This window comes from Novosphingobium sp. FW305-C-30-35 (genome assembly GCF_058783135.1).
The window spans coordinates 663,871-684,023 of the sequence record NZ_JBYSYJ010000001.1; the positions used below are offsets into that span (position 1 = coordinate 663,871).

Below are 20,153 nucleotides of genomic sequence, written 5' to 3' on the forward strand. Positions count from 1 at the left end.
AATCGCGATCCGGCAAGGGAAAGCCATGGTTCCCTTTTCGTTCGCTCCTTTTCAGTTCATGGGACAGGAATTCCGCCTCGGCGCATCCCGTGCGCTTTATTGGGTGGAAGAAAATGCGCTGCTGGTGGCTGACCTCCACCTCGAAAAGGCCAGCTTCTTCGCCCGCCACGGCCAGATGCTCCCTCCGTATGACAGCCGCGCCACTCTCGAACGGATTGCCCAGGCCCTGCGCGAGACCGGCGCTCGCCGCGTCTTCTGCTTGGGCGACTCGTTCCACGATGCCGCCGCCGTCGCTCGAATGGAGCGTTACGCCGCTGGCATGCTTGATGCCCTCACCCGCGCGACAGACTGGGTCTGGATCACCGGAAACCACGACGAAGACGCATCTGCCCCCGGCGGCACATTGGTTGACGAGCTGGCCGTTCGCGGTCTCACCATGCGCCACATCGCCCGCAAAGGCACCGACGAAGCCGAAGTCTCAGGGCACTTCCACCCCAAGCTGCGCGTCTCGATCCGCGGTCGCACCATCGCCCGCCCCTGTGCCGTCGCGAGCGAGAACCGCCTGATTCTTCCCGCTTTCGGCGCTTTGACCGGAGGCATGGACGCAGGCGACCCGGCAATTCTGGCGGCATTGCAGCCCGCCCGCTCGATCGATGCGATCGTTCCTGCCGGGGCAAAGCTGGCCCGCTTCAATCTCTGGCGCGCTGCAGCCTGAAAGCAACATGCTTTCGCGAAACCCGTCAGCTTCGGAACCAAGGGCAAAACCGCCCTTTATCTGTGCGCGCATTGTGATATGAGCGCGCGGAACCATATTGGGCAAAAACTGCAGGAGAAAGCACTATAGCTCCCCCACCGCGGCGCATGATGGCGCCCCCCGTCAAGAGCGGGCCTCGCTACAACCAGATGATCAACGTGCCCAAGGTGCGCGTGATCGACGAGAACGGCGAGAACCTGGGTGTGATGTACACCCGTGAAGCGATCGAACAGGCCGCCGAAGTCGGCCTCGACCTCGTTGAAGTTTCCCCGAATGCGGATCCGCCGGTCTGCAAGTTCCTCGACGTGGGCAAGTTCCGCTACGAGGCGCAGAAGAAGGCCAACCTCGCCCGCAAGAGCCAGAAGACGCAGGAGATCAAGGAGATTAAGATGCGTCCGAACATCGATGACCACGATTACGACACGAAGATGCGTAATGTCGTGAAGTTCATCGGTGAAGGCGACAAGGTGAAGATCACGCTGCGCTTCCGCGGACGTGAGCTTTCGCACCAGCAGCTCGGCATGAACCTCCTGCGCAAGGTGCAGGACGATGTGGCTGAAATCGCCAAGATCGAAGCCTTCCCCCGCATGGAAGGCCGCCAGATGCTGATGGTCCTCGCGCCGAAATAGGCACGAGACCGCGCTTATGCAAACCGCAAGGGGCGTGCCGCAAGGCGCGCCCTTTTCGTTTCCGAACAGGCGACAGTTATCTACCCTTCCCGCAGCCGGAAGGGGTCGGGGGGTGGGCATTCGCCACCTGCAATCCGCACGCTGTCGGATCGCCTTGCCTGCACACCGGTCATCGACGCCCCGAAACGCCCTGGCGCGCGTTCCGCAACTCGCCCCCACCAACCAACGCTCCACCGATTCAACCATGTCTGTTTGGCGCATCTGCGCGTTGCCGCTGCGGTTCGCCAAAAAACCAACAGGTTTCATCAAGGAGCATTACATGACGCCGTCTCTCAAGATCATCCCCGCCGTTGCGATTCTCGCTGGCTCGCTGGGCCTCGGCGGTTGCGCCACCAAGGGCTACGTCAACGAGCAGATCGCCACGGTCAACCAGCGCATCGATGGCGTGGAAAGCCGCCTCCAGGCAACTGACGGCGTTGCCCAGGCTGCCCGCAGCGAAGCGCAGGCCGCCAACGCGCAGGCCCAGACCAACACCCAGCGTCTCGACCAGCTCACTGGCCGCGTCGACAGCATGGACCAGCGCATGATGCAGGCCCAGCAGAAGCGTCCGCGCAACTAATCGGCCACTGTCGCGTTAAAGTGCCGGACAGGTCTTCTGTGGTCAGACAACCAGGGAAGGCCTGTCCGGTTTTTCGTCTTTGGTGCGAGTGAAGTTCGAAATGATGAAGGCTCTTGCGGCGCTTGCCGGCCTGGCGCTGGCTCTCCCCTCTGTGATGACCGACCCCGCCGAAGCGGCAACGGCGACAGCTTCGAAGGCCAAGGCGCAAAAGCGCAAGAGCACGAAATCCGTCCAGAAGCCCGTCCAACTGCCCGACCTGACGATCCCGACACAACGCGTGACGTCATGGGTGACGGAGACCGCAGACAACAACGGGCTGCCCTTCCTCGTGATCGACAAGCCAAGCGCCACGATTTTCGCCTTCGATGCGAGCGGCAAGCCGGTGGGCTTCGGTCCGGTGCTGATCGGCCGCGCCTTGGGTGACGACGCCACGCCTGGCGTCGGAAACAAGAGCCTTGCCGAAATCGGCCCCGCCGAGAAGACCACCCCGGCCGGTCGCTTCCTTGCCCGCTTCGGCAAGGCTGCGGGAAACACCCGCGTTCTCTGGGTCGATTACGCCACCTCGGTCGCCATCCACACCATCCCGCCGGGAAATCCCAAGGAGAACCGGGCCAAACGCATGCTTTCGCCCGACGTGGACGACAACCGCATAACCTTCGGCTGCATCAACGTCCCCAAGGCGCTCTACAACGGCAAGATCGCCCCCATGTTCGGCAAGAAAGGCGGCTACGTCTACATCCTGCCCGATAGCAAGCCGCTGGAAGACGCCTTCCCCCCACTCCATGCCAGGCCCTTCACCCCCGCACAGGTCGCAACAGCCGAGAGCACGCCCAGCCGCTGACCTGGCCGCTCGGCGGCAGCCCTGATGCGAAAAAGGGGAGCCGAAGCTCCCCTTCCCCCTTCCGAAGCCCGCGCCTCAGAACCGGTAGCGTGCCGCCACGCCATAAGTGCGCGGCTGGCTGGTATAGCCAGAGATCGATCCGGGCTGGGCCGGGGTATCGAAGATCTGCAGGAGATAGCGGTTGTCCGTCAGGTTGCGTCCCCACAGCGTCAGTTCGAACCCGCTCGGCATGGCCCAGGTGATCGAGGCATTGGCCTCGTTCACTTCACGGCGGAACGGCCGCGCCGCTTCGATCGCCACGCGCGTGCCGCCATCGAGGAAGCCGGGCAGCCCCTCGGCAATCTGCACCGGCGATTCATAATGGAAGTCGCCGCGCAGGATCAGGTGGTGTCCGCTGTCGAACTCATGGTCATAGCTCGCCGCGAAAGTCGACGAGATCGCCGGAATGCCTGCCGGTCGCGTCTTCGAAAGGTCGCCCACCGCCGAAAGCACGAAGCTGTCGTACTTCGGATCAAGGTAGGTCATCGCCACGTTGAACTGCCAGCCCTTGGCCGGCTTCACCGTGCCTTCGAACTCGATACCGCGAACAGACTGCTTGCCGGCGTTGGCCAGCACGAAGCCTGAACCGGTGAAGGTGTTGGACTGGAAGCCATTGATCCGCTGGTCGAACGCGGCAAGGTTTGCCGTGACCAGCCCCCAGTCAGCCTTCAGCCCGATTTCATAGACGGTGGAGCTTTCAGGGCCGGCAAACCGGCTGCCATAGGTCTGGTTGACGACTGTCAGTCCCCGCGCAATCAGCGCGTCGCGATCGCTCAGCAGCGGGCGGCTGTCGCGCGAGAGGTTGATCGAGCTCGCCTTGAAACCCGTCGCATAGCTTGCATAGACGTTGATGTCGTCGGTCAGGTCATAGGCAACGCGGACGATGTATGTGAACTTGTCGTCACGGGTCCGGCCCGGCTCCACCGCGTTGGGCACGGCCAGGAAGGGCGGCAGATATTGCAGATCCTGCAGCGCCAGCAGCGGATTGCCGACCGTAAGAGGATTGCTGTCCGCAGCCGCTTGCTGGGTCGAAAGGTTCGCGTTCAGCGCCGCAAAGCCTGAAGCCTGGGCCTGCAGGTTGGCAAACACCGTCGGATTGGCCTGTGCGAAGGCGGCAATGGCCAGCGGGTCCGTTGTGCCCAGCGCGGTCGAGATGAAGCCGCGGCTCAAGGCCGTGCCGCCGATCTGCACCAGATCGAGGTTCGCAAACACGTCAGACGACGTTGCCGAGGCGGCAAAGTCCTTCTTGTCCTTGGTGTAGTTGATGCCACCCGTCACGGTCAGCCGGTCACCGATCTTGAAGTCTGCCTGGCCGAAGACCGAGAAAGCCTCATTCTTGAGGCGATAGCGCTCGTCCAGCTTCTGCCCGGCCACGAAGAACCGGCCCGTGTAGTTGGTGCCGGTCAGCCCGCTGATCGTCGTCTCGATGCTCGAAAGCGACTGGGTGTTCTGCGTCAGCCCCCGGATCAGCGCGTCGGCATAACCGCGCGCGTCCTCGCCCCAGCCAAGCTGGTTGGACTGACGGATGCTTTCGTTGAAGTAATATCCGCCTACGAGGAAGTTGAGCGGGCCATCCATGTTGGTGGCCGCACGCAGTTCCTGCGTGAAGGTCTTGATGCCCTGATCCTGTGCATTGAACCCGATCAGATCCGCACTGGTGAAGTCGGAATCCTGATTGGTGAAGGCGTCCAACCGCCGGTAGGCAGTGATCGAGGTGAAGGTCAGCGGACCGAAGTCGTAGTCGACCTGGCCCGAAGCCCCCCAGTTTTCGATGTCGTTGACCGAATCGATATTCGAATAGACCCGGTTGGCGTAGATCTCGTCAGGTCCGTTGACGCGCCCGCCCAGAGCACGGATCGCCTGCGTCGCAGAGCTGGGCCGGAGGTTGACCACCCCGCAGCAGTTCTCGTCGATCTTCGAATAGTCGCCGATCAGGCGCACCCGCGCCTGGGCATTGGGTTCCCACAACGCCTGGCCACGCACGAACCAGCGATTTCGCTCGTTGGTTTCGTTGCCGGTGCCGAGGTCCTTGTTGTACCCGTCGCGCTTGTTGACGCCACCGGCAAGGCTCAGCGCCAGCTGCTCCGTCACCGGTCCGGTGACCACGCCCTTGAGTACGACAGCATCGTAATTGCCATAGCTCGCCTCGACATTGCCGCCGAAGTCGAACTTCGGCGCTGCCGTCACGATCGAGATCACGCCGACGCTGGCATTCTTGCCGAACAAGGTCGATTGCGGCCCGCGCAGCACTTCGATGCGCTGCACGTCGGGGAAGTCGCCGATCTGCGCGGCAGAGCGCGAGCGGTAGACGCCGTCGATGAACACGCCGACCGATGGTTCGATACCGGCGTTGTTGGCGCCGTTGCCGAAGCCGCGGATGATGAAGTTGGTGTTCGCGCTCGATTGCAGCTGAGTCACCCGCAGCGAGGGCACCACGCTCGTCAGGTCCTTCAGATCGCGGATCTGCGCCTGCTCCAGCGTCTTCGCGCTTGTTACAGACACGGCAATCGGCACGTCCTGCAGGGTCTGTTCGCGCTTCGTGGCGGTGACGATGATCTCGTTGCCCTCTGCCGCCTGATCGGGCGCGGGCGGTGCCGGCTGAGCTTCCTCCTCGGCCGCGACGGCAGCGTCCTGCGCGTGGGCGGTGGCGGAAAACGCAAGAGCAAGTCCGCAAGCTCCAGCAAGAAGCGCGGCCTGGCCGGCACGGCTGGCATACAAGGATTTCATCTGCAAAACTGTTCCTCTATTCACCCGCCGGGCCTTCGCCGGACGGTGGCCGTCATCCGGCCGGAAGGTCATCCTGTTTCCCACCCGACCTTCTAGGGCGCGGAAAACATGCGAACAATTCCAGTTCGATGAAATCCTTCGCGACCCCCATGCATTTTCATGCGCTGTTGCATGATAGTCACACCTGCAACCGCTTGGCTCCTATTCCACGCCAAGCTTGCCGCAAAGGGCCTTCCCGCATTCAGCGTGCTTGTAGCAATGCAGGCCTTTACAGAAACGTGCTTGCCGCAACGCATGCCTTTATAGAAGCGTGCTTGCCGCAACGCACAATTGCGAGTAAGCGCGCGCCGAAACCGGAGCGAGCCTTGCTTGTGCCGACTCCAGCCGATTCCAACTGAAAGCCTGTTTTCATGTCCGCCCAGCAGCGCAATATCGCGATCATCGCCCACGTTGACCACGGCAAGACCACCCTGGTCGACCAGCTCTTCCGCCAGTCCGGCACTTTCCGCGACAATCAGCGCGTGGAAGAGCGCGCGATGGATTCCAACGATCTCGAAAAGGAACGCGGGATCACCATTCTCGCCAAGCCGACCTCGATCGAATGGAACGGCGTGCGCATCAACATCGTCGACACGCCCGGCCACGCCGACTTCGGTGGCGAGGTGGAGCGTATCCTCTCGATGGTCGACGGCGTGATCCTGCTGGTCGACAGCTCGGAAGGCGCGATGCCGCAGACGAAGTTCGTCACCGGCAAGGCGCTCGCCCTCGGCCTGCGCCCGATCGTCGTGGTAAACAAGGTCGACCGTCCGGACGAGCGCATCCAGGAAGTGCTCGACGAAGTGTTCGACCTCTTCGTCACGCTCGATGCCAACGACGAACAGCTCGAATTCCCCGTGCTCTACGCCTCGGGCCGCAATGGCTATGCCAGCACCGATCCCGATCGCCGCGAAGGCACGCTGGAGCCGATGTTCCAGCTCATCGTCGATCACGTGCCGCCGCCGAACCTCGATGAAGACGCACCGTTCACCTTCCTCGCCACGCTGCTGGATCGTGACAACTTCCTTGGCCGCGTGCTCACCGGCCGCGTCCAGTCGGGCGTGATCCGCGTCAACGATCCGATCCGTGCGCTCGACATGGACGGCAAGGTCATCGAAACCGGCCGCGCTTCCAAGATCATGACCTTCCGTGGCCTCGATCGCGTGCCGGTCGATGAAGCCCGCGCGGGCGACATCATCTCCCTCGCCGGCCTCACCGTCGCCACCGTGTCGAACACCATCGCCGCGCCGGAAGTCACCGTGCCGATCAAGGCCCAGCCGATCGACCCGCCGACCCTGTCTATGCGCTTTGCCGTGAACGACAGCCCGATGGCAGGCCGCGAAGGCAGCAAGGTCACCAGCCGCATGATCCGCGACCGTCTGGAGCGCGAGGCGGAATCCAACGTCGCCATCCGCATCACGGAATCGGCCGACAAGGACAGCTTCGAAGTCGCCGGCCGTGGCGAACTCCAGCTGGGCGTCCTGATCGAGACGATGCGCCGCGAAGGCTTCGAACTCGGCATCAGCCGCCCGCGCGTGCTGTTCCAGAAGGACGAGGACGGCAACCTGCTCGAACCGTACGAAACCGTCATGATCGACGTGGACGACGAGCACTCGGGCACCGTGGTTGACAAGATGGCCATCCGCAAGGCCGAGCTGACCGACATGCGCCCCTCGGGCGGCGGCAAGACCCGCATCACGTTCTCGGCCCCTTCGCGCGGGCTGATCGGCTACCACGGCGAATTCCTCTCGGACACCCGCGGCACCGGCATCATGAACCGCCTGTTCGAGAAGTACGGTCCGCACAAGGGCAAGATCGAAGGCCGCAAGAACGGCGTGCTGATCTCCAACGGCACCGGCGAAGCCGTTGCCTATGCGCTTGGTCCGCTTGAAGAGCGCGGCATCCTCTTCGTCGGCGTCGGCACCCCGCTCTACGAAGGCATGATCATCGGCGAGAACGCCAAGCCGGAAGACCTCGAGGTCAACCCGATGAAGTCCAAGCAGCTGACGAACTTCCGTTCGAGCGGCAAGGACGACGCCATCCGCCTGACCCCGCCCAAGATCATGACGCTGGAGCAGGCCATCGCCTACATCGACGACGATGAAATGGTCGAAGTCACGCCAAAGTCGATCCGCATCCGCAAGGCCATTCTCGACCCGAACGAGCGCAAGAAGGCGTCGCGGAAGAAGGAAGCGGCATAAGGAATAACAAAGGGCGGCTCCCTCGGGCCGCCCTTTTTGCTTGTCCGTCAAGCGACGTGCGTAGAGCCGCTCCAACCTTCTCCGCACCGGCAGGCGGAAGGGTTCGGGGTGGGCATTCACCACCACGGGATGCTGACGCCCACGTCAGCATAAATGGCGAACAATCGCCAGCTTTCCTGAACAAAACAGGCACAAAAACCGCTGTCCTACAAGGCATCAGCTGACATAGCATCCCCGCCATGTCGCACCCTGCCCCCATCACGCTGCCCGCCAACACCACCACCGCTCAAACACCGGAAAACCGCCGATTTTCCTCGCTCCTGCAGGCAGGATGGGCCGGGGGTGGCCAGGTTCCGGGAATGCTGATTCGCCTGAAGGACGCCCTCTTGGAAGGCGCAGGCCGCGCATTCCCACAGCCAATCGATCTGCCCCGATCGCTTGCCCGCGATTGCGCTCCTGAACTGTGTAAACAGCGTCAACCCTCTGGCGCCCGCCGGGCGGTCGACGAGGTCCGGCGCGATGCCCATGCGGGCCGCGCGGGACACGAAAAAGCTGCGGCGATGCATGTCGCCGCAGCTTCTCCGGGTTCGCTTTCCCGCGCGTTTCTGGCGCGCAGCAGGTATTTCGTCTCGTTCTTAGAAACGCAGGCCAACAGTAGCGCGCAGAGCGTGCGTGTCGAACACCCGGTCGGCAACTCGCAGGTTGGTCCCGCCGCCGTTCAGCAGGAACGGGTTGGTCGCAGGCGCGGTCCCCTGGCCCACTTCGACTTCATACTTGTCGTCCTGATACCGGCTGTAGAGGTACTCCAAACCCAGCGACAGGTTGTTCGACAGCATGATCTCGGTGCCGCCACCAGCCTGCCAGCCCCAGATCATCTTGCCGTCATCGCGCTCGGTGAACGAATTGGCGGTATTGGTGGTCGAGAAATCATGATTGATCTTGGCGTAGCTGCCGCCACCGGTGACGTAGAACAGCGCGCCGCCGCCCGGGGTATAGCCAAGGCGCGCGCGCGCCGAAATGGCGTAGTCGAGCTGGCGGTCGATACGGTAGGACGCCGGCGTGGTGCTGAAAGCGGTCGAGCGATAGATCGATTCATTGCGCGAACCTTCGATCAGGCCGCCGAACACCATGTTGCCCGACCGCGCATCGAAGCCGACGCGAACGCCGTATTCCGCGCCCTGCTTGTCGGCGACGCATCCAGCCCCGCGCGTCGCGCCCTGGGCACCGCAGTTGGCAAACCCCGGCGAGAACGCATTGGCGCCCGTCGTCGTTTGGACGGTGTTGCCGTAGTTGCCATCGCGATCGGTATCGAACTCGAACTGGCCACGATTATTGCCGAGCAGACTGATGCCACCAAAGCCCTGGATGTAGACTCCGTCGAAGTGGCTGTCGCGATCAAAGCCATCGGCGGTGGTGGCCGTGGACATCGTGGTGTCGGAATTGTCCATGCTGTCCTGCGCCATGGCCGGAGCGGCGACGAGCGCCAGCGTCGCGGCCAGCGGCCACGTGAAAATGCTCTTCGAAGTCATTGATATTCCCTCTGGATTGCCTGAGACCGGTCGTGCAGCCCCAATCCCTGCGAGCGGGATTGGTTTCCGCAAAACCGCACCTTATCGGACGGGTACGGCACTTGGGGCAGGTTCAGTAGTCCGCCGCGCCCCAATTGCTGGGCGGATTCCGGTTTCCGGTATCCTTCGGAATTTCCGCCGCCATCTGCCGCGGCTGTTCGAAAGCCTGGGCACCCATGTAGCGATCGAATTCCTCAAGGAACCGCCGCGTCAGCCGCTTGTCTTCCTGCGGATCTATGGCGTGGCGCAGCTCCGGAAAGCGGCTGCCCTCTTCCTCGTAGACATGGTGGAGCACAGCACCGCGGATATGGCCAAGCTTGTCGCGCCAGTCCTGGCCCATCGGATCAAGCGTCTCCAATGCGCCCATCTGGATGCGCGTCATCGCGTGCTCCTCGAACGCCAGCCCAGCACTTGCCTTGCTGCTCTCATTGGCCATCGCTGGATAGAGAACTGCCTCTTCGGCATTGGCATGCGCGGTCAGCACCATCGAAAGGTCGCGCAGTGCGGCACGCCGCTCGGCGACGGAATTGGCGCCCAGCGCCAGTTCGAAGCATGCCTCGATGCGGCGATGATGTTCCAGCGCATGCGTCATCCAGTCGCCGGGCCGCGCCAAGGCCTGCGCCTTGTCTCGCGCCTCGCGACGATCTTCATCGCTTTCAGGTGGGGTGATGACGGCTACGATCTTGTCGAGAAAGGACATTTGCTCCACTCCTGCTGAGCCTTGCAGGGTGAGCGGACAGGCTTGGTGTCAGTTCCAAGGCTAGTTGCAGCGCTCGGCCAGTCGTGCAACGCCTGACGCGAACCGCGCAAAAGTCGCGCAAATCGGTCACCGTCACTCGCCATTCGGCTTCGGCCCGGCTATGGCGCAGCCGATGAGCGAGGCAAACTCCCCCTTCCCGACCGATCTTTCAAAGCTGCGCGTCGCGCTGTTCAGCGGCAACTACAATTACGTCCGCGATGGCGCGAACCAAGCGTTGAACCGCCTCGTCGGCTATCTTCTGCGCCAGGGCGCGGATGTCCGCATCTATGCCCCCAAGGTGGATGAACCCGCCTTCGAGGCAACCGGCACGCTGATCGGTGTACCCTCGTTCGCGATCCCGGGCCGTCCCGAGTATCGCTTCCCGCTTGCCCTGTCCCCACGCATCCGCCGCGATCTGGCCACGTTTGCCCCCCACGTCGTGCACGTCTCCTCACCCGACGTCGTCGCGCACCGCGCGGTTTCGTGGGCGCGACACCGCAGGCTTCCCATCCTCGCCTCAGTCCACACCCGGTTCGAGACCTACTTCCGCTACTACAACATGGCCTGGGCCGAACCCGTGGTCGAAGCCCTGATGCGTCGCTTCTACCGCCGCTGCGATGCGCTGGTCGCGCCGTCGGAATCGATGGCGCAGGTGCTGCGCGACCAGCGGATGAATTACGACATCGACATCTGGTCGCGCGGGGTCGATCGCGAGATCTTCCACCCCGGAGCGCGCAGTCTCGAATGGCGCCGCTCGCTCGGCATTGGTGATGACGAAGTGGTGATCGGCTTCCTTGGCCGCCTGGTCATGGAGAAAGGCCTCGATGTCTTTTCCGACTCGGTCGACCAGCTGGTGCGCAAGGGCGTCAAACATCGCGTGCTCGTGGTTGGTGAAGGCCCGGCACACGACTGGTTTGCCGCCCGGTTGCCCGATGCGGTCTTCGCCGGGTTCCAGGGCGGGCACGATCTCGGCCGCGCGGTCGCGAGCATGGACGTGCTTTTCAATCCGTCGGTCACCGAGACCTTCGGCAACGTCACTCTTGAAGCAATGGCTTGCCGCGTACCGGTCGTTGCCGCAGCAGCGACCGGAAGCCAGAGCCTCGTCGACGACAACGTATCGGGCCGCCTGATCACGCCGGGTGCCGTCCGCCAGTTTGCCGAGGCGCTGCGTTGCTATGTGGAAGACGCAGGGCTTCGCGCCCGCCACGGCATGGCGGGCGAGGAACGCAGTCTCGACTTCTCCTGGGACCGGATCAATCAGGCAGTCGCCGATACCTACCTCAGGCTGGTGCGCCAGAAGTCCAAGTCGCGGGCGGGTCAATAGACGCCAGGCTCAGTGCAGCACGCCTGCAGCCTTCATCCGGATCGCATACCACAGGAAGAACACGAGCGAGCCCCAGATCAGGAGGTTCATCGCCATCATTGCGCCCGAGTTCATGGATGTGGGCATCGTGCTGTCGAGAAGATGCGCAAGCTGGCTTGCGGCAAGGCCGCCCAGCGAAACCGCAAATGCCGTAACGGCATGGCGCGAACGCACCAGCAGCAGGAGCGAGCCTGCCAGCGAACCCCAGACACCAAGCGCCCAGAACGCGCTGAGCCAGGCGGGCATGGCGAGCATGTAGGCGATCTCGGCTTCAGTCATGCCGACGGACTTCATGTAACCAAGCGGGTCGAGCTTGCTCATCGCGTAGTCGACGCAACCAAAGCTGTTCCATAACAGACTGATCACGCCGACAGCCCAGAGATGGCCCGGTGTCTTCACGGGATTGTCTTGCAGGTTATCCATGGGTCCTCTCCCCCTGTTACCCGGGGAGAGGATATCATGGCCCAATGCATCCTCAAAGCGGCGCGAAAGCGCGGATTCATGGAGCATCAGAGGCGTTCGATCCTGCGTGCGGCCTCGTCGAGGATGTCGGCAATGGCATGGGCAGTCTCGGTATCGAAACCTTCTGCCATGACGCGATTGCGCACGGCTGCGTGAAGGTTGCCCATTGCCCGGCGGACCGGCGGACTGTCCGCACGATCACGCTGTTCGCCCAGCGCCTTGAGCCGGGCGAGGACCGCGTCGATTTCCGCATCCTTGCCAACCAGTTCGGCCCGGCCACTGTCGGTAACAGCGAAAGCCTTGCGCGGGCCTTCACCTGCCTCTTCCGCGATCAGCCCTTCGTCAACCAGCAGGCTGAGCGTAGGGTAGACCACGCCCGGGCTTGGCGCATATTCGCCACTGGCAAGCTCGCCGATCGCGCGGATCAGGTCATAGCCATGGCGCGGCTGTTCTGCCACGAGATGCAGCAGAAGCAGGCGAAGCTCACCGCTACCGAACATGCGCCCGCCCCGACGACCGCCACCCCGGCCGCCCCGGCCACCGCCGAACGGGCCGCCACTGAACGGGCCGCCACCGGGGGGACCATCTTCGCCGAAGGGTCCGCTCCTTCCGAACGGGCCGCCGAACCGACCACCCATCATTGCCATCATCGCGACGGCATGCCGACCGCGTCCATGGCGGCCTTTTTCGAATCTCATGTATTCATATCCTTTCATGATGCGTCTAAGATATATCTTAAATGTATTCTGACAAGTGCCCCGTGCAATTTTTCTGCGCGCACCTTATCTCGGCGGAAATGGCCGACCTCTTCGCCCCGCCTCCACAGGACCGCCCGCCGCCCGAAGCCAGCGCCGAAGCGCCGCTGGCCGATCGCCTGCGCCCGCGCGAGCTTGCGGAAATCATCGGGCAAGACCACCTGACCGGTCCGGACGGCGCGATCGGGCGCATGGTCGCGGCGGGCAAGTTGACCTCGATGATTCTGTGGGGCCCGCCCGGCACCGGCAAGACCAGCATCGCGCGCCTGCTCGCCGAAGCGGTGGGCATGCGCTATGTCGCGATCAGTGCCGTGTTTTCAGGGGTCGCCGATCTCAAGAAGGCCTTTGCCGAAGCAGAAGCAATGGCACTGGCCGGCCGACGGACGCTGTTGTTTGTGGACGAAATTCACCGCTTCAACCGCGCGCAACAGGACGGTTTCCTCCCGTTCGTGGAGAACGGCACGGTAACGCTGGTCGGCGCGACGACCGAAAACCCCAGTTTCGCGCTGAACGCGGCGCTGCTGTCGCGGGCGCAGGTGCTGATCCTGCATCGGCTTGATGCCGCTGCGCTGGGTACGCTGCTGGACCGGGCCGAAGACATCACCGGCCTGCGCCTGCCGCTTACCCCGCCCGCCCGGGAAGCACTGGTCGCGTCCGCCGATGGCGACGGACGCTTCCTGCTAAATCAGGCGGAAATGCTGTTTGACGTATCGCTGCCGGCACCGCTCGATCCCGAGGGCCTGGGCAAGTTCCTCATGCGGCGCGTGGCGGTCTACGACAAGGACCGCGAAGGGCATTACAACCTCATCTCGGCCCTGCACAAGGCGGTGCGCGGCTCCGACCCGCAGGCCGCGCTCTATTACATGGCGCGCATGCTGGTGGCGGGCGAAGAGCCGCTTTACGTCCTGCGTCGGCTGGTGCGCATGGCGGTGGAAGACATCGGCATGGCCGATCCGCAAGCGCTGGTGCAATGTCTTGCTGCAAAGGACGCGTACGAGTTCCTCGGCAGTCCGGAAGGCGAACTGGCGATCGTACAGGCCCTTCTCTACATTGCCACCGCACCCAAATCGAACGCGGCCTACATGGCGCACAAGGCGGCCTGGAAATCGGCCCGCGATACAGGATCGCTGATGCCGCCATCGAACATCCTCAACGCGCCAACCAAGCTGATGAAGGACATCGGCTACGGCAAGGGCTACCAGTACGACCACGACGCCGAGGACGGTTTTTCCGGCGCGAACTACTGGCCAGAAGGCATGGCACCGCAGACCTACTACGCCCCGGTCGAACGCGGGTTCGAACGCGAGGTGGCAAAACGCCTCGAATGGTGGGAGCGCAAGCGCCGCGAGCGCCAGGGCGAATGACAGCTGGCAGTCATGGAAACCGCTTCGGTCATTTCATTGCGATAGACTGGTCTGGCGCAGCAGGAGAGCGGCACAAGGGCATCGCGCTTGCCATGGCGACACGTGGCAATGCTGCGCCCAGGAGCATCCGCCCCGGCCATCGCTGGTCGCGCAACGAGGTGCTGGACTATCTGCGCAACGAATTGCCGGACGATGCGCTTGTCGGCATGGATCTTGGCATCTCGCTGCCGTTTGCGGATCACGGCGCATTCTTTCCCGGGTGGCGGGATACGCCAGCCAGTGCCCGCGAGCTTTGGGCGCTGATTGACGGGATTTGTGGGGACGAACCGCATCTCGGCGTCTCGGCCCTGGTCGATCACCCTGACTTGTGCGCCTTCTTCCGCCGTCACGGTGGCCGCGAAGGCGCTCTGTTCGGTGGCGGCCAGGGGAGGTTCCGGGCTACCGAGGCCGCCCAGCGCAGGATGGGTTGCAAGCCTTATTCGAATTTCAATCTCGTCGGCGCGGCGCAAGTCGGCAAGTCCAGCCTATCGGGGATGCGACTCCTCCACCGTCTGGCCGACCGGGCGAGCGTGTGGCCGGTGGATGGCCTGCCGGACGAGGGCCCGGTCATCTGCGAAATCTACACCACGATCGCGGCGATGGCGGCGGGACGGACGCCCTCGCGATCGAAGATGCGCTCGGCCTTGGAACTCGACGAAGCTCTCGCGGCTCTGGGCTCGCCTCCTTCCGGGCTTGCGGGTCCGCTCGACGACCATACCTGCGACGCGTTGGTAACGGCTGCATGGCTGCGCACCGCCGCCCACGATCCCCGCCTGTGGCACCCGCGCGAACTTTCAGACGAAATTGCCCGCACCGAGGGCTGGACGTTTGGGGCCGTCTAAGGCTAGGGAGCGCTACGCGCATCGCGCAACGCCGGCTTAGCTCAGTTGGTAGAGCACCTGATTTGTAATCAGGGGGCCACGGGTTCGAATCCTGTAGCCGGCACCATTCCAGAAGGCGTATGTAGTCCGACAGGGCTTTACAAGGTCTCCGAAATCCCCGTATTCATTGGCTTATCGGCTTTCACAACGTCTCATCCGGTCGCGGACAGTCGCGCCGTTTGGGGGGCTTTATGGGGGCCTTTATCGAAGCCCTGTCAATGCGAGGCCCCCAATGCCGCTTTCAGACTCAGCCATCCGGGAAGCGAAGCCTCGCGACAAGGCGTACAAGCTGAGCGATGGCGAAGGGCTCTATCTCCAGGTCTCGACCAGTGGTGCGAAGCTCTGGCGGTGGAAGTATCGAATCCACGGCAAAGAGAAGAAACTTGCAATCGGCATTTACCCGGCAGTGTCTCTCAAGCAGGCGCGAGAAAAGCGAAACGTTGCCAAAGCCGCCTTGGCCGATGGCAAGGATCCTTCGCGGGAAAAGCAGCGTCAAGCGATGCTGGACAGGCAGGAGGCGGGCAACACCTTCGCCCTAATCGCCGCCGAATGGGCCCACCTGAAGAAGAACAATGGCAAGGATAGTTGGGCACCTGCCACCGCCGCAAAGAATGAGTGGCTGATCGAAGAATTGACCCCTGCCCTCGGCAATCTGCCCATCGCGGAGATCTTGCCAGTCGAAGTGCTCAATGCGGTGCGCAAGATCGAAGCACGGGGAAAAGTGGAATCCGCCCGCCGTGCGCTTCAGGTCGCATCTGGTGTTTTCCGATATGCCGTGGCGACCAGCCGGTTAACATCGGACCCGACGCGCGATCTCAAAGGGGCCTTGCGCACACCGGACACCAAGCATCGCGCAGCCATCCTCGACCCCGCCAAGCTGGGCGAATTGCTCCGGGCGATTGACGGCTATGTGGGCCACTTCACGACGAAGTTTGCCCTCGAGATCCTGCCCCATGTTTTCTTGCGGCCCGGCGAACTCCGATATGCCATGTGGTCGGAAATCGACTTCGACAAGGCCGTTTGGCACGTCCCGGCCGAGCGTACCAAAATGCGCAAACCCCATCACGTTCCCCTGTCCCGGCAATCGCTCGCTATCCTGCAGCGGCTCCATGCCGTCCGCCTGAGCGATGGGTTTCTATTCCCTTCGATCCGGTCGGCCAGCCGCCCAATGTCAGAGAATACGATCAACGCCGCGCTTCGCCGTCTCGGCTTCGCCAGTGACGAAGTTTGCGCCCATGGCTTTCGGTCCACCGCTTCCACCATGTTGAACGAGGCCCTCGATCCTAAGACCAGCCGGCCACTATGGAGCGCGGACGCAATCGAAAAGGCGCTGGCCCATGGCGACCCTGACAAAGTGCGCGGTGCGTACCATCGCGGCCAGCATTGGGCAGAGCGCGTGGACATGGCCCAATGGTGGAGCGACCATCTCGAAACATTGCGCACGGGCGCTGACATTGTGCCCTTTCCCGACCGGGCAACCGGATAGAGATCACCGGGGCAATCCCGATGATGCGGGGCCGGGAAGCTGCGACCTTTCCCGGCCCCATCACCCCCGACGATAGGAGTCGAGAATGACTGACAACCCCGTAGAAGCCCCAGCCCCCAATGGAAAGTGGGAAGCAGAAATGCTGGCCGGCGGAGATCCGATCGCGCGCTATTGGGCGATGCATCTTGCTTACAACCAGAACGCGGCCCTTGGCATCGACTTTGATGAGGCAGTCGAAGAGATGGACGATCACCCGGCGCAGACTTGCCGGGACGTGGTGCGCAAGTTCATCGCCATGTTTTCCTATGACACCTCCCCGGAAGCATGCCGACAAGAGGCCCTGATCAATGAGGCCAAGCGCGCCCTTGAGCGGGAGGCATGAACATGCACGTCTCGAAAATCCGCGGCCCGGTGGTACCCGTGACGATGTTCATGGAGGTGTCTGGCTTTCCAGACGCCGCCACAGCCATGCAGGCGCTGAACGATGCGCGCGCTGATCTGGAAAAGGCTAAGGCGCGAAAGGCGCTGCTAGACGCCGAAAAATCTCAGCGATTCCCGGACCCAAAGAACTGGTATTGGCGCGAGCGGTGGGAGGCACTGAACGATTACGAAGAGGCAGGCTGGCAAGTTCGCAGCTGCCAAAACGCTCTGGCTGATGTGGAGGCGCGAATGGGCCTCTTCCATCCCAAGCATCGGGCATTGCTGGCCGGATGGGTTGAAAGCGCAATTGGGCTGCTAGATGTGCTCGACGCCCCTCAGAGCGAGGATGAGCCCGCTTTCGAGCTTGTGGGCAAGGCAACCATGGGCGGGCCAGGGTGCGCCTTGTCAGACCCTGATCACGTTGATGACGATCCTGAAGAGGAAGAGGGCGTGCTCATCCCCGATTATGGGGAGGACCAGACAGCAGGCCCAATCAACTATCGCGCTACCACGAACTGAATACCACGGCGCGGCCGGGCGACCAGCCGCGCCCAATACCGGGGCCCCAATGAGCGACGATGATCAAGGCCATGTGCTGGAGGATGGATTGCGGGCTTTACTAGCTGGCAAGGCCCATGCCGTCGATTGGGCGCGCGCAATGGTAGGTGTCTTGGAAAGTTTTCCGCCCGACCCTGACGAACTGCCAGACGACAAGGAAGAAGCTGCGCGGATGGTCAACAACGCGATAACCCGCGGCCTCGCCATGGTCGCGGTTAATGAGCGCTTTGGCTTCGCCCCTTCCGTCAACGAATTTAAAGCCACGATAGTAAATGCCTTTAAAGACAATTTGGTCCGCAAGTTGAGTTGGGGCGAAGAACTCTGCATCGCCACTGAAGCCTTCTATGCAAACGGGTTTGCCTTTGCATCTACAGCAGCTGACTATTCAGCAAAACAAAGCGCTATGATTGCAGCCGATATAACCATGCGAGCCGCCAAGAAGTGGGAGGCAGCCGGGGAAATCGGCGATCTCGCGGAATACATCGCCCGCGAACACAATGAAAAACTTGAGCGGGAAACAACGAAGGATCGGGGCAACTTCGATCCTGAGACGCCTAGAAAGGCTATACGCCGATTCAGGCGGGCGATCGAAGGTCAATTGCTCTTTCATTTCGACCCGGAAACCTTCACCGTGCAAGTTCACTCGCATGACAGCATCATGAAGGGCACAAGCCGGAAGCCCGGCCGGCCCCGCAAGAAAATCTGAAATGTCCCGTTTTTCGCGCAAGCGAACGGAATACGCCTTTGTCAGTCGCAACAAGACTGATGGAGGCTTTCAGTGCCCAAGACTTCGAATGTCACGCCGCTCCGGGAAGGTTCGCAGACCAAGCCCGACACCAAGACCAACAAGCCCCTTTCCGCCGACGCCGTTAGCGTTCGTCTCCCCAAGATGTGCGAAATCTTGGGCATCTCGGAGACCAAGGCGAAGGAACTGATCCGTACTGGCAAGGTGCGCTCGATCAAGCTGGGGCAAACTCGCCTGATCTCACTCAGGTCAATTGAAGCACTCTTTGACGGCAAGGCCGCCTGATCATGGGCGCGCCGCCGCTCGATCCCCGCGATCGCGTCACCATCACAGCAGCGCCAGGCGGGTATCACGTCACGATCAGCGCAGTACATCCGCCATCGGGCGTGCATCGCGTATTGGATCCGACGTTTTGGCCGACCCTCGCCGCGGCGCGCGCTCAGGCGAAGATCATCCACGATTGCACGAGGTATCCCGTTTACGAGGACCTGCAGGCGGGTGCGGCCAATGACTGAGCGCGTTCTCTCTCCCCTTGCCGCGTCCTTCAGGAGCGAAGCCCTCGACATCCTCGCAGGTCGGAACACTGCCTCGATCAAGGTGCCGGCGCGAAATGGGCGTGTGGTGCTGCAGCCGCTCAAGCACGGGTACCGGATTGATGTTGTCGGGCTCGACCAGACAGGGAAGCCCCAACGGCTGGCAACTGCACATTACACCACCCTTGAACGGGCGCGCGCCGTCGGTCGGATGCTCGGGCGGAACATGCGCATCCGCTTCGATGACAAGACCCGGAAGGGGGGCAAGCCGTGAAGCTCTTCACTCTTCCCCAGGATGCGGGGCTCTGGCTTGGCGTTCGCCTCGATAGCATCGAAATCGCTGGCTGCACCTTGTGGCGCGTGACCATCAAGGGCCGCGACCGGGCGGTGGAACGCGAGCTTTTTGATCACGAGCAAGTGGCGCGAGATTGGGCGATTGCTCAGGCCGATGCGCGGCATTTGCCCTTTCTCGACCAGCGGGAAGCGGAAGCCGCATAATGGGCGGAGGGACGCAGAAACCTGACCACAGGGGCAACTTTGCACAGGTCCCCAAGTGTGTGGTGGATAGCGTGGCTTGGCGTCATGCTTCGCTGCGAGCGCGCGTCATTTTGCTGATCTTTCAGCAGGCCCACACAGGATTCAATAACGGGGAGATTATCCTCAGCATCAAGCAGATCGGGCGCGCATTGGGCGACCAGTGCCACGGGGCCAACGCCAAGGCCGTCGCCGAACTAATAGAGCTTGGGTTCCTCGAATGCACGTCTGACGCTTGCCACAGCCAATCGAAGGCGCGTTCGTATCGGATCACGTTCATTGCCAGCGGGAAGGGAAAGCCGACGCCAGCAACGAACGAATATCTGAAGTGGCGCCCGCAACCAGGAGCAACCCGCGCTTTCGGCGGTGCTCGCACGGCTCGGAAAGTGAAATTCGGCGGTGCTGTGACTGCAACGCCAAGCGTGGAATTCGATGCTGTAACAGCAACGCCAGTGAAATTTCACGATGCAGTTACAGCAACGGGGGGGTCTGGAATTGCTACGATTCCACACCCTGCCTGCGTTGCTGTTACAGCACCCTATCTAGTTAACCAGTCTGCGGATCATTCCACCGTCTCCCCCCTGTCTGAAATTTCATCTCGAACAGGTGCTGATTCCATCGCGGCCGATTTCGATGATCTCCGGGTATGGGTGGAAGAAGCAATCTCGGCCTTGGGGTATGGCGGGGCAAAGGTTCTAGCGACCAAGGCGAATGTGCCTACGTCCAACCTATGCCGCTTCAGGACAGGCAAGACCCTTTCCGAAAAATACCGGCTCCCATTGCACGAGGCCTGCGCCCGGATCGTGCCCAAAGACAAGCGGCAGGTCGCCGCCTGACCCCTCACCAAGCGAAAGGAACCA

22 protein-coding genes and 1 tRNA gene are annotated in these 20,153 nt (G+C 62.5%); 18 read left to right on the forward strand and 5 right to left on the reverse strand.

What is annotated here, in order from left to right:
- Nucleotides 1-25: 25 nt before the first annotated feature.
- The 4 genes from pdeM (at nt 26) to AC3WLM_RS03305 (ending at nt 2,843) form a co-directional block, all read left to right on the forward strand.
- The gene (gene pdeM / locus AC3WLM_RS03290; RefSeq protein ID WP_492476586.1) at nt 26-715 is read left to right on the forward strand and encodes a ligase-associated DNA damage response endonuclease PdeM; all 690 of its coding nucleotides are present in this window, start codon (nt 26-28) and stop codon (nt 713-715) included.
- 146 nt (nt 716-861) lie between these two features.
- Complete coding sequence (infC, locus tag AC3WLM_RS03295; protein WP_039335224.1) at nt 862-1,383, forward strand: translation initiation factor IF-3; 522 nt, start codon at nt 862-864, stop codon at nt 1,381-1,383.
- Between the two features lie 319 nt (nt 1,384-1,702).
- Nucleotides 1,703-2,002 (forward strand): hypothetical protein, encoded by a 300-nt coding sequence (locus AC3WLM_RS03300; protein ID WP_039335290.1) that lies wholly within the window; start codon nt 1,703-1,705, stop codon nt 2,000-2,002.
- A 154-nt stretch (nt 2,003-2,156) separates the two neighbouring features.
- A complete protein-coding gene (locus AC3WLM_RS03305; protein ID WP_492478085.1) occupies nt 2,157-2,843 on the forward strand; it encodes a hypothetical protein in 687 nt (228 codons plus the stop codon).
- Nucleotides 2,844-2,918: 75 nt separating this feature from the next.
- Here the strand turns inward: AC3WLM_RS03305 and AC3WLM_RS03310 are convergent, their stop codons facing one another.
- Nucleotides 2,919-5,609, reverse strand: a complete 2,691-nt coding sequence (locus tag AC3WLM_RS03310; RefSeq protein WP_492476587.1) for a TonB-dependent receptor — start codon at nt 5,607-5,609, stop codon at nt 2,919-2,921.
- Nucleotides 5,610-6,019: 410 nt separating this feature from the next.
- Here AC3WLM_RS03310 and typA point away from each other — a divergent pair, with 410 nt between their 5' ends.
- Nucleotides 6,020-7,846: a translational GTPase TypA gene (gene typA, locus AC3WLM_RS03315; protein ID WP_193827964.1), complete on the forward strand. Its 1,827-nt coding sequence runs from the start codon at nt 6,020-6,022 to the stop codon at nt 7,844-7,846.
- 635 nt (nt 7,847-8,481) lie between these two features.
- On the opposite strand, the gene AC3WLM_RS03320 is transcribed toward typA, so the two are convergent.
- Together AC3WLM_RS03320 and AC3WLM_RS03325 are read right to left on the reverse strand one after the other, a co-directional pair.
- Nucleotides 8,482-9,375: an outer membrane protein gene (locus AC3WLM_RS03320; RefSeq protein ID WP_492476588.1), complete on the reverse strand. Its 894-nt coding sequence runs from the start codon at nt 9,373-9,375 to the stop codon at nt 8,482-8,484.
- Between the two features lie 112 nt (nt 9,376-9,487).
- Nucleotides 9,488-10,114, reverse strand: coding sequence for a hemerythrin domain-containing protein (locus AC3WLM_RS03325; RefSeq protein WP_039335232.1), 627 nt, complete (start codon nt 10,112-10,114; stop codon nt 9,488-9,490).
- A gap of 172 nt (nt 10,115-10,286) precedes the next feature.
- On the opposite strand from AC3WLM_RS03325, the gene AC3WLM_RS03330 reads away from it, so the two are divergent.
- A complete protein-coding gene (locus AC3WLM_RS03330; protein WP_039335294.1) occupies nt 10,287-11,477 on the forward strand; it encodes a glycosyltransferase family 4 protein in 1,191 nt (396 codons plus the stop codon).
- A 9-nt stretch (nt 11,478-11,486) separates the two neighbouring features.
- Here the strand turns inward: AC3WLM_RS03330 and AC3WLM_RS03335 are convergent, their stop codons facing one another.
- On the reverse strand, nt 11,487-11,939 hold the full coding sequence (locus AC3WLM_RS03335; RefSeq protein ID WP_193827961.1) for a hypothetical protein: 453 nt from the start codon (nt 11,937-11,939) through the stop codon (nt 11,487-11,489).
- An 86-nt stretch (nt 11,940-12,025) separates the two neighbouring features.
- Entirely contained in the window at nt 12,026-12,676 is a 651-nt protein-coding gene (locus AC3WLM_RS03340; protein ID WP_062343660.1) for a PadR family transcriptional regulator, read from the reverse strand.
- Nucleotides 12,677-12,774: 98 nt separating this feature from the next.
- Here AC3WLM_RS03340 and AC3WLM_RS03345 point away from each other — a divergent pair, with 98 nt between their 5' ends.
- The 12 genes from AC3WLM_RS03345 (at nt 12,775) to AC3WLM_RS03400 (ending at nt 20,129) form a co-directional block, all read left to right on the forward strand.
- Nucleotides 12,775-14,097 (forward strand): replication-associated recombination protein A, encoded by a 1,323-nt coding sequence (locus tag AC3WLM_RS03345; protein ID WP_039338647.1) that lies wholly within the window; start codon nt 12,775-12,777, stop codon nt 14,095-14,097.
- Nucleotides 14,094-14,978: a hypothetical protein gene (locus tag AC3WLM_RS03350; RefSeq protein WP_062343588.1), complete on the forward strand. Its 885-nt coding sequence runs from the start codon at nt 14,094-14,096 to the stop codon at nt 14,976-14,978. The genes AC3WLM_RS03345 and AC3WLM_RS03350 overlap by 4 nt, the downstream gene beginning before the upstream one ends.
- A 30-nt stretch (nt 14,979-15,008) precedes the next feature.
- A tRNA-Thr gene (locus tag AC3WLM_RS03355) sits at nt 15,009-15,084 on the forward strand.
- A gap of 165 nt (nt 15,085-15,249) precedes the next feature.
- Nucleotides 15,250-16,503 (forward strand): tyrosine-type recombinase/integrase, encoded by a 1,254-nt coding sequence (locus AC3WLM_RS03360; protein ID WP_492476589.1) that lies wholly within the window; start codon nt 15,250-15,252, stop codon nt 16,501-16,503.
- Nucleotides 16,504-16,588: 85 nt separating this feature from the next.
- Nucleotides 16,589-16,885 carry a hypothetical protein gene (locus AC3WLM_RS03365; protein ID WP_492476590.1) on the forward strand — a complete coding sequence of 99 codons (297 nt, stop codon included), beginning with the start codon at nt 16,589-16,591 and terminating at the stop codon, nt 16,883-16,885.
- On the forward strand, nt 16,882-17,442 hold the full coding sequence (locus AC3WLM_RS03370; protein ID WP_492476591.1) for a hypothetical protein: 561 nt from the start codon (nt 16,882-16,884) through the stop codon (nt 17,440-17,442). Before AC3WLM_RS03365 ends, AC3WLM_RS03370 begins: the two co-directional genes overlap by 4 nt.
- Nucleotides 17,443-17,491: 49 nt before the next feature.
- On the forward strand, nt 17,492-18,187 hold the full coding sequence (locus tag AC3WLM_RS03375; RefSeq protein WP_492476592.1) for a hypothetical protein: 696 nt from the start codon (nt 17,492-17,494) through the stop codon (nt 18,185-18,187).
- Nucleotides 18,188-18,259: 72 nt separating this feature from the next.
- Entirely contained in the window at nt 18,260-18,511 is a 252-nt protein-coding gene (locus AC3WLM_RS03380; RefSeq protein ID WP_492476593.1) for a helix-turn-helix domain-containing protein, read from the forward strand.
- Nucleotides 18,512-18,513: 2 nt separating this feature from the next.
- Nucleotides 18,514-18,741 (forward strand): hypothetical protein, encoded by a 228-nt coding sequence (locus tag AC3WLM_RS03385; protein WP_492476594.1) that lies wholly within the window; start codon nt 18,514-18,516, stop codon nt 18,739-18,741.
- A complete protein-coding gene (locus AC3WLM_RS03390) occupies nt 18,734-19,033 on the forward strand; it encodes a hypothetical protein (protein WP_492476595.1) in 300 nt (99 codons plus the stop codon). The genes AC3WLM_RS03385 and AC3WLM_RS03390 overlap by 8 nt, the downstream gene beginning before the upstream one ends.
- On the forward strand, nt 19,030-19,257 hold the full coding sequence (locus AC3WLM_RS03395; RefSeq protein ID WP_492476596.1) for a hypothetical protein: 228 nt from the start codon (nt 19,030-19,032) through the stop codon (nt 19,255-19,257). Before AC3WLM_RS03390 ends, AC3WLM_RS03395 begins: the two co-directional genes overlap by 4 nt.
- A gap of 71 nt (nt 19,258-19,328) precedes the next feature.
- The gene (locus AC3WLM_RS03400) at nt 19,329-20,129 is read left to right on the forward strand and encodes a hypothetical protein (RefSeq protein WP_492476597.1); all 801 of its coding nucleotides are present in this window, start codon (nt 19,329-19,331) and stop codon (nt 20,127-20,129) included.
- Nucleotides 20,130-20,153 lie beyond the last annotated feature (24 nt).

Coding starts and splice junctions, on each gene's coding strand:
- AC3WLM_RS03350 (WP_062343588.1), top strand. CDS start 14,094: ATGACAGCTGGCAGTCATGGAAACCGCTTCGGTCATTTCATTGCGATA.
- AC3WLM_RS03300 (WP_039335290.1), top strand. CDS start 1,703: ATGACGCCGTCTCTCAAGATCATCCCCGCCGTTGCGATTCTCGCTGGC.
- AC3WLM_RS03310 (WP_492476587.1), bottom strand. CDS start 5,609: ATGAAATCCTTGTATGCCAGCCGTGCCGGCCAGGCCGCGCTTCTTGCT.
- typA (WP_193827964.1), top strand. CDS start 6,020: ATGTCCGCCCAGCAGCGCAATATCGCGATCATCGCCCACGTTGACCAC.
- AC3WLM_RS03370 (WP_492476591.1), top strand. CDS start 16,882: ATGAACATGCACGTCTCGAAAATCCGCGGCCCGGTGGTACCCGTGACG.
- AC3WLM_RS03345 (WP_039338647.1), top strand. CDS start 12,775: ATGGCCGACCTCTTCGCCCCGCCTCCACAGGACCGCCCGCCGCCCGAA.
- AC3WLM_RS03325 (WP_039335232.1), bottom strand. CDS start 10,114: ATGTCCTTTCTCGACAAGATCGTAGCCGTCATCACCCCACCTGAAAGC.
- AC3WLM_RS03330 (WP_039335294.1), top strand. CDS start 10,287: ATGAGCGAGGCAAACTCCCCCTTCCCGACCGATCTTTCAAAGCTGCGC.
- AC3WLM_RS03375 (WP_492476592.1), top strand. CDS start 17,492: ATGAGCGACGATGATCAAGGCCATGTGCTGGAGGATGGATTGCGGGCT.
- AC3WLM_RS03335 (WP_193827961.1), bottom strand. CDS start 11,939: ATGGATAACCTGCAAGACAATCCCGTGAAGACACCGGGCCATCTCTGG.
- AC3WLM_RS03320 (WP_492476588.1), bottom strand. CDS start 9,375: ATGACTTCGAAGAGCATTTTCACGTGGCCGCTGGCCGCGACGCTGGCG.
- AC3WLM_RS03365 (WP_492476590.1), top strand. CDS start 16,589: ATGACTGACAACCCCGTAGAAGCCCCAGCCCCCAATGGAAAGTGGGAA.
- AC3WLM_RS03340 (WP_062343660.1), bottom strand. CDS start 12,676: ATGAGATTCGAAAAAGGCCGCCATGGACGCGGTCGGCATGCCGTCGCG.
- AC3WLM_RS03390 (WP_492476595.1), top strand. CDS start 18,734: ATGACTGAGCGCGTTCTCTCTCCCCTTGCCGCGTCCTTCAGGAGCGAA.
- infC (WP_039335224.1), top strand. CDS start 862: ATGATGGCGCCCCCCGTCAAGAGCGGGCCTCGCTACAACCAGATGATC.
- AC3WLM_RS03385 (WP_492476594.1), top strand. CDS start 18,514: ATGGGCGCGCCGCCGCTCGATCCCCGCGATCGCGTCACCATCACAGCA.
- AC3WLM_RS03360 (WP_492476589.1), top strand. CDS start 15,250: ATGCCGCTTTCAGACTCAGCCATCCGGGAAGCGAAGCCTCGCGACAAG.
- AC3WLM_RS03305 (WP_492478085.1), top strand. CDS start 2,157: ATGACCGACCCCGCCGAAGCGGCAACGGCGACAGCTTCGAAGGCCAAG.
- pdeM (WP_492476586.1), top strand. CDS start 26: ATGGTTCCCTTTTCGTTCGCTCCTTTTCAGTTCATGGGACAGGAATTC.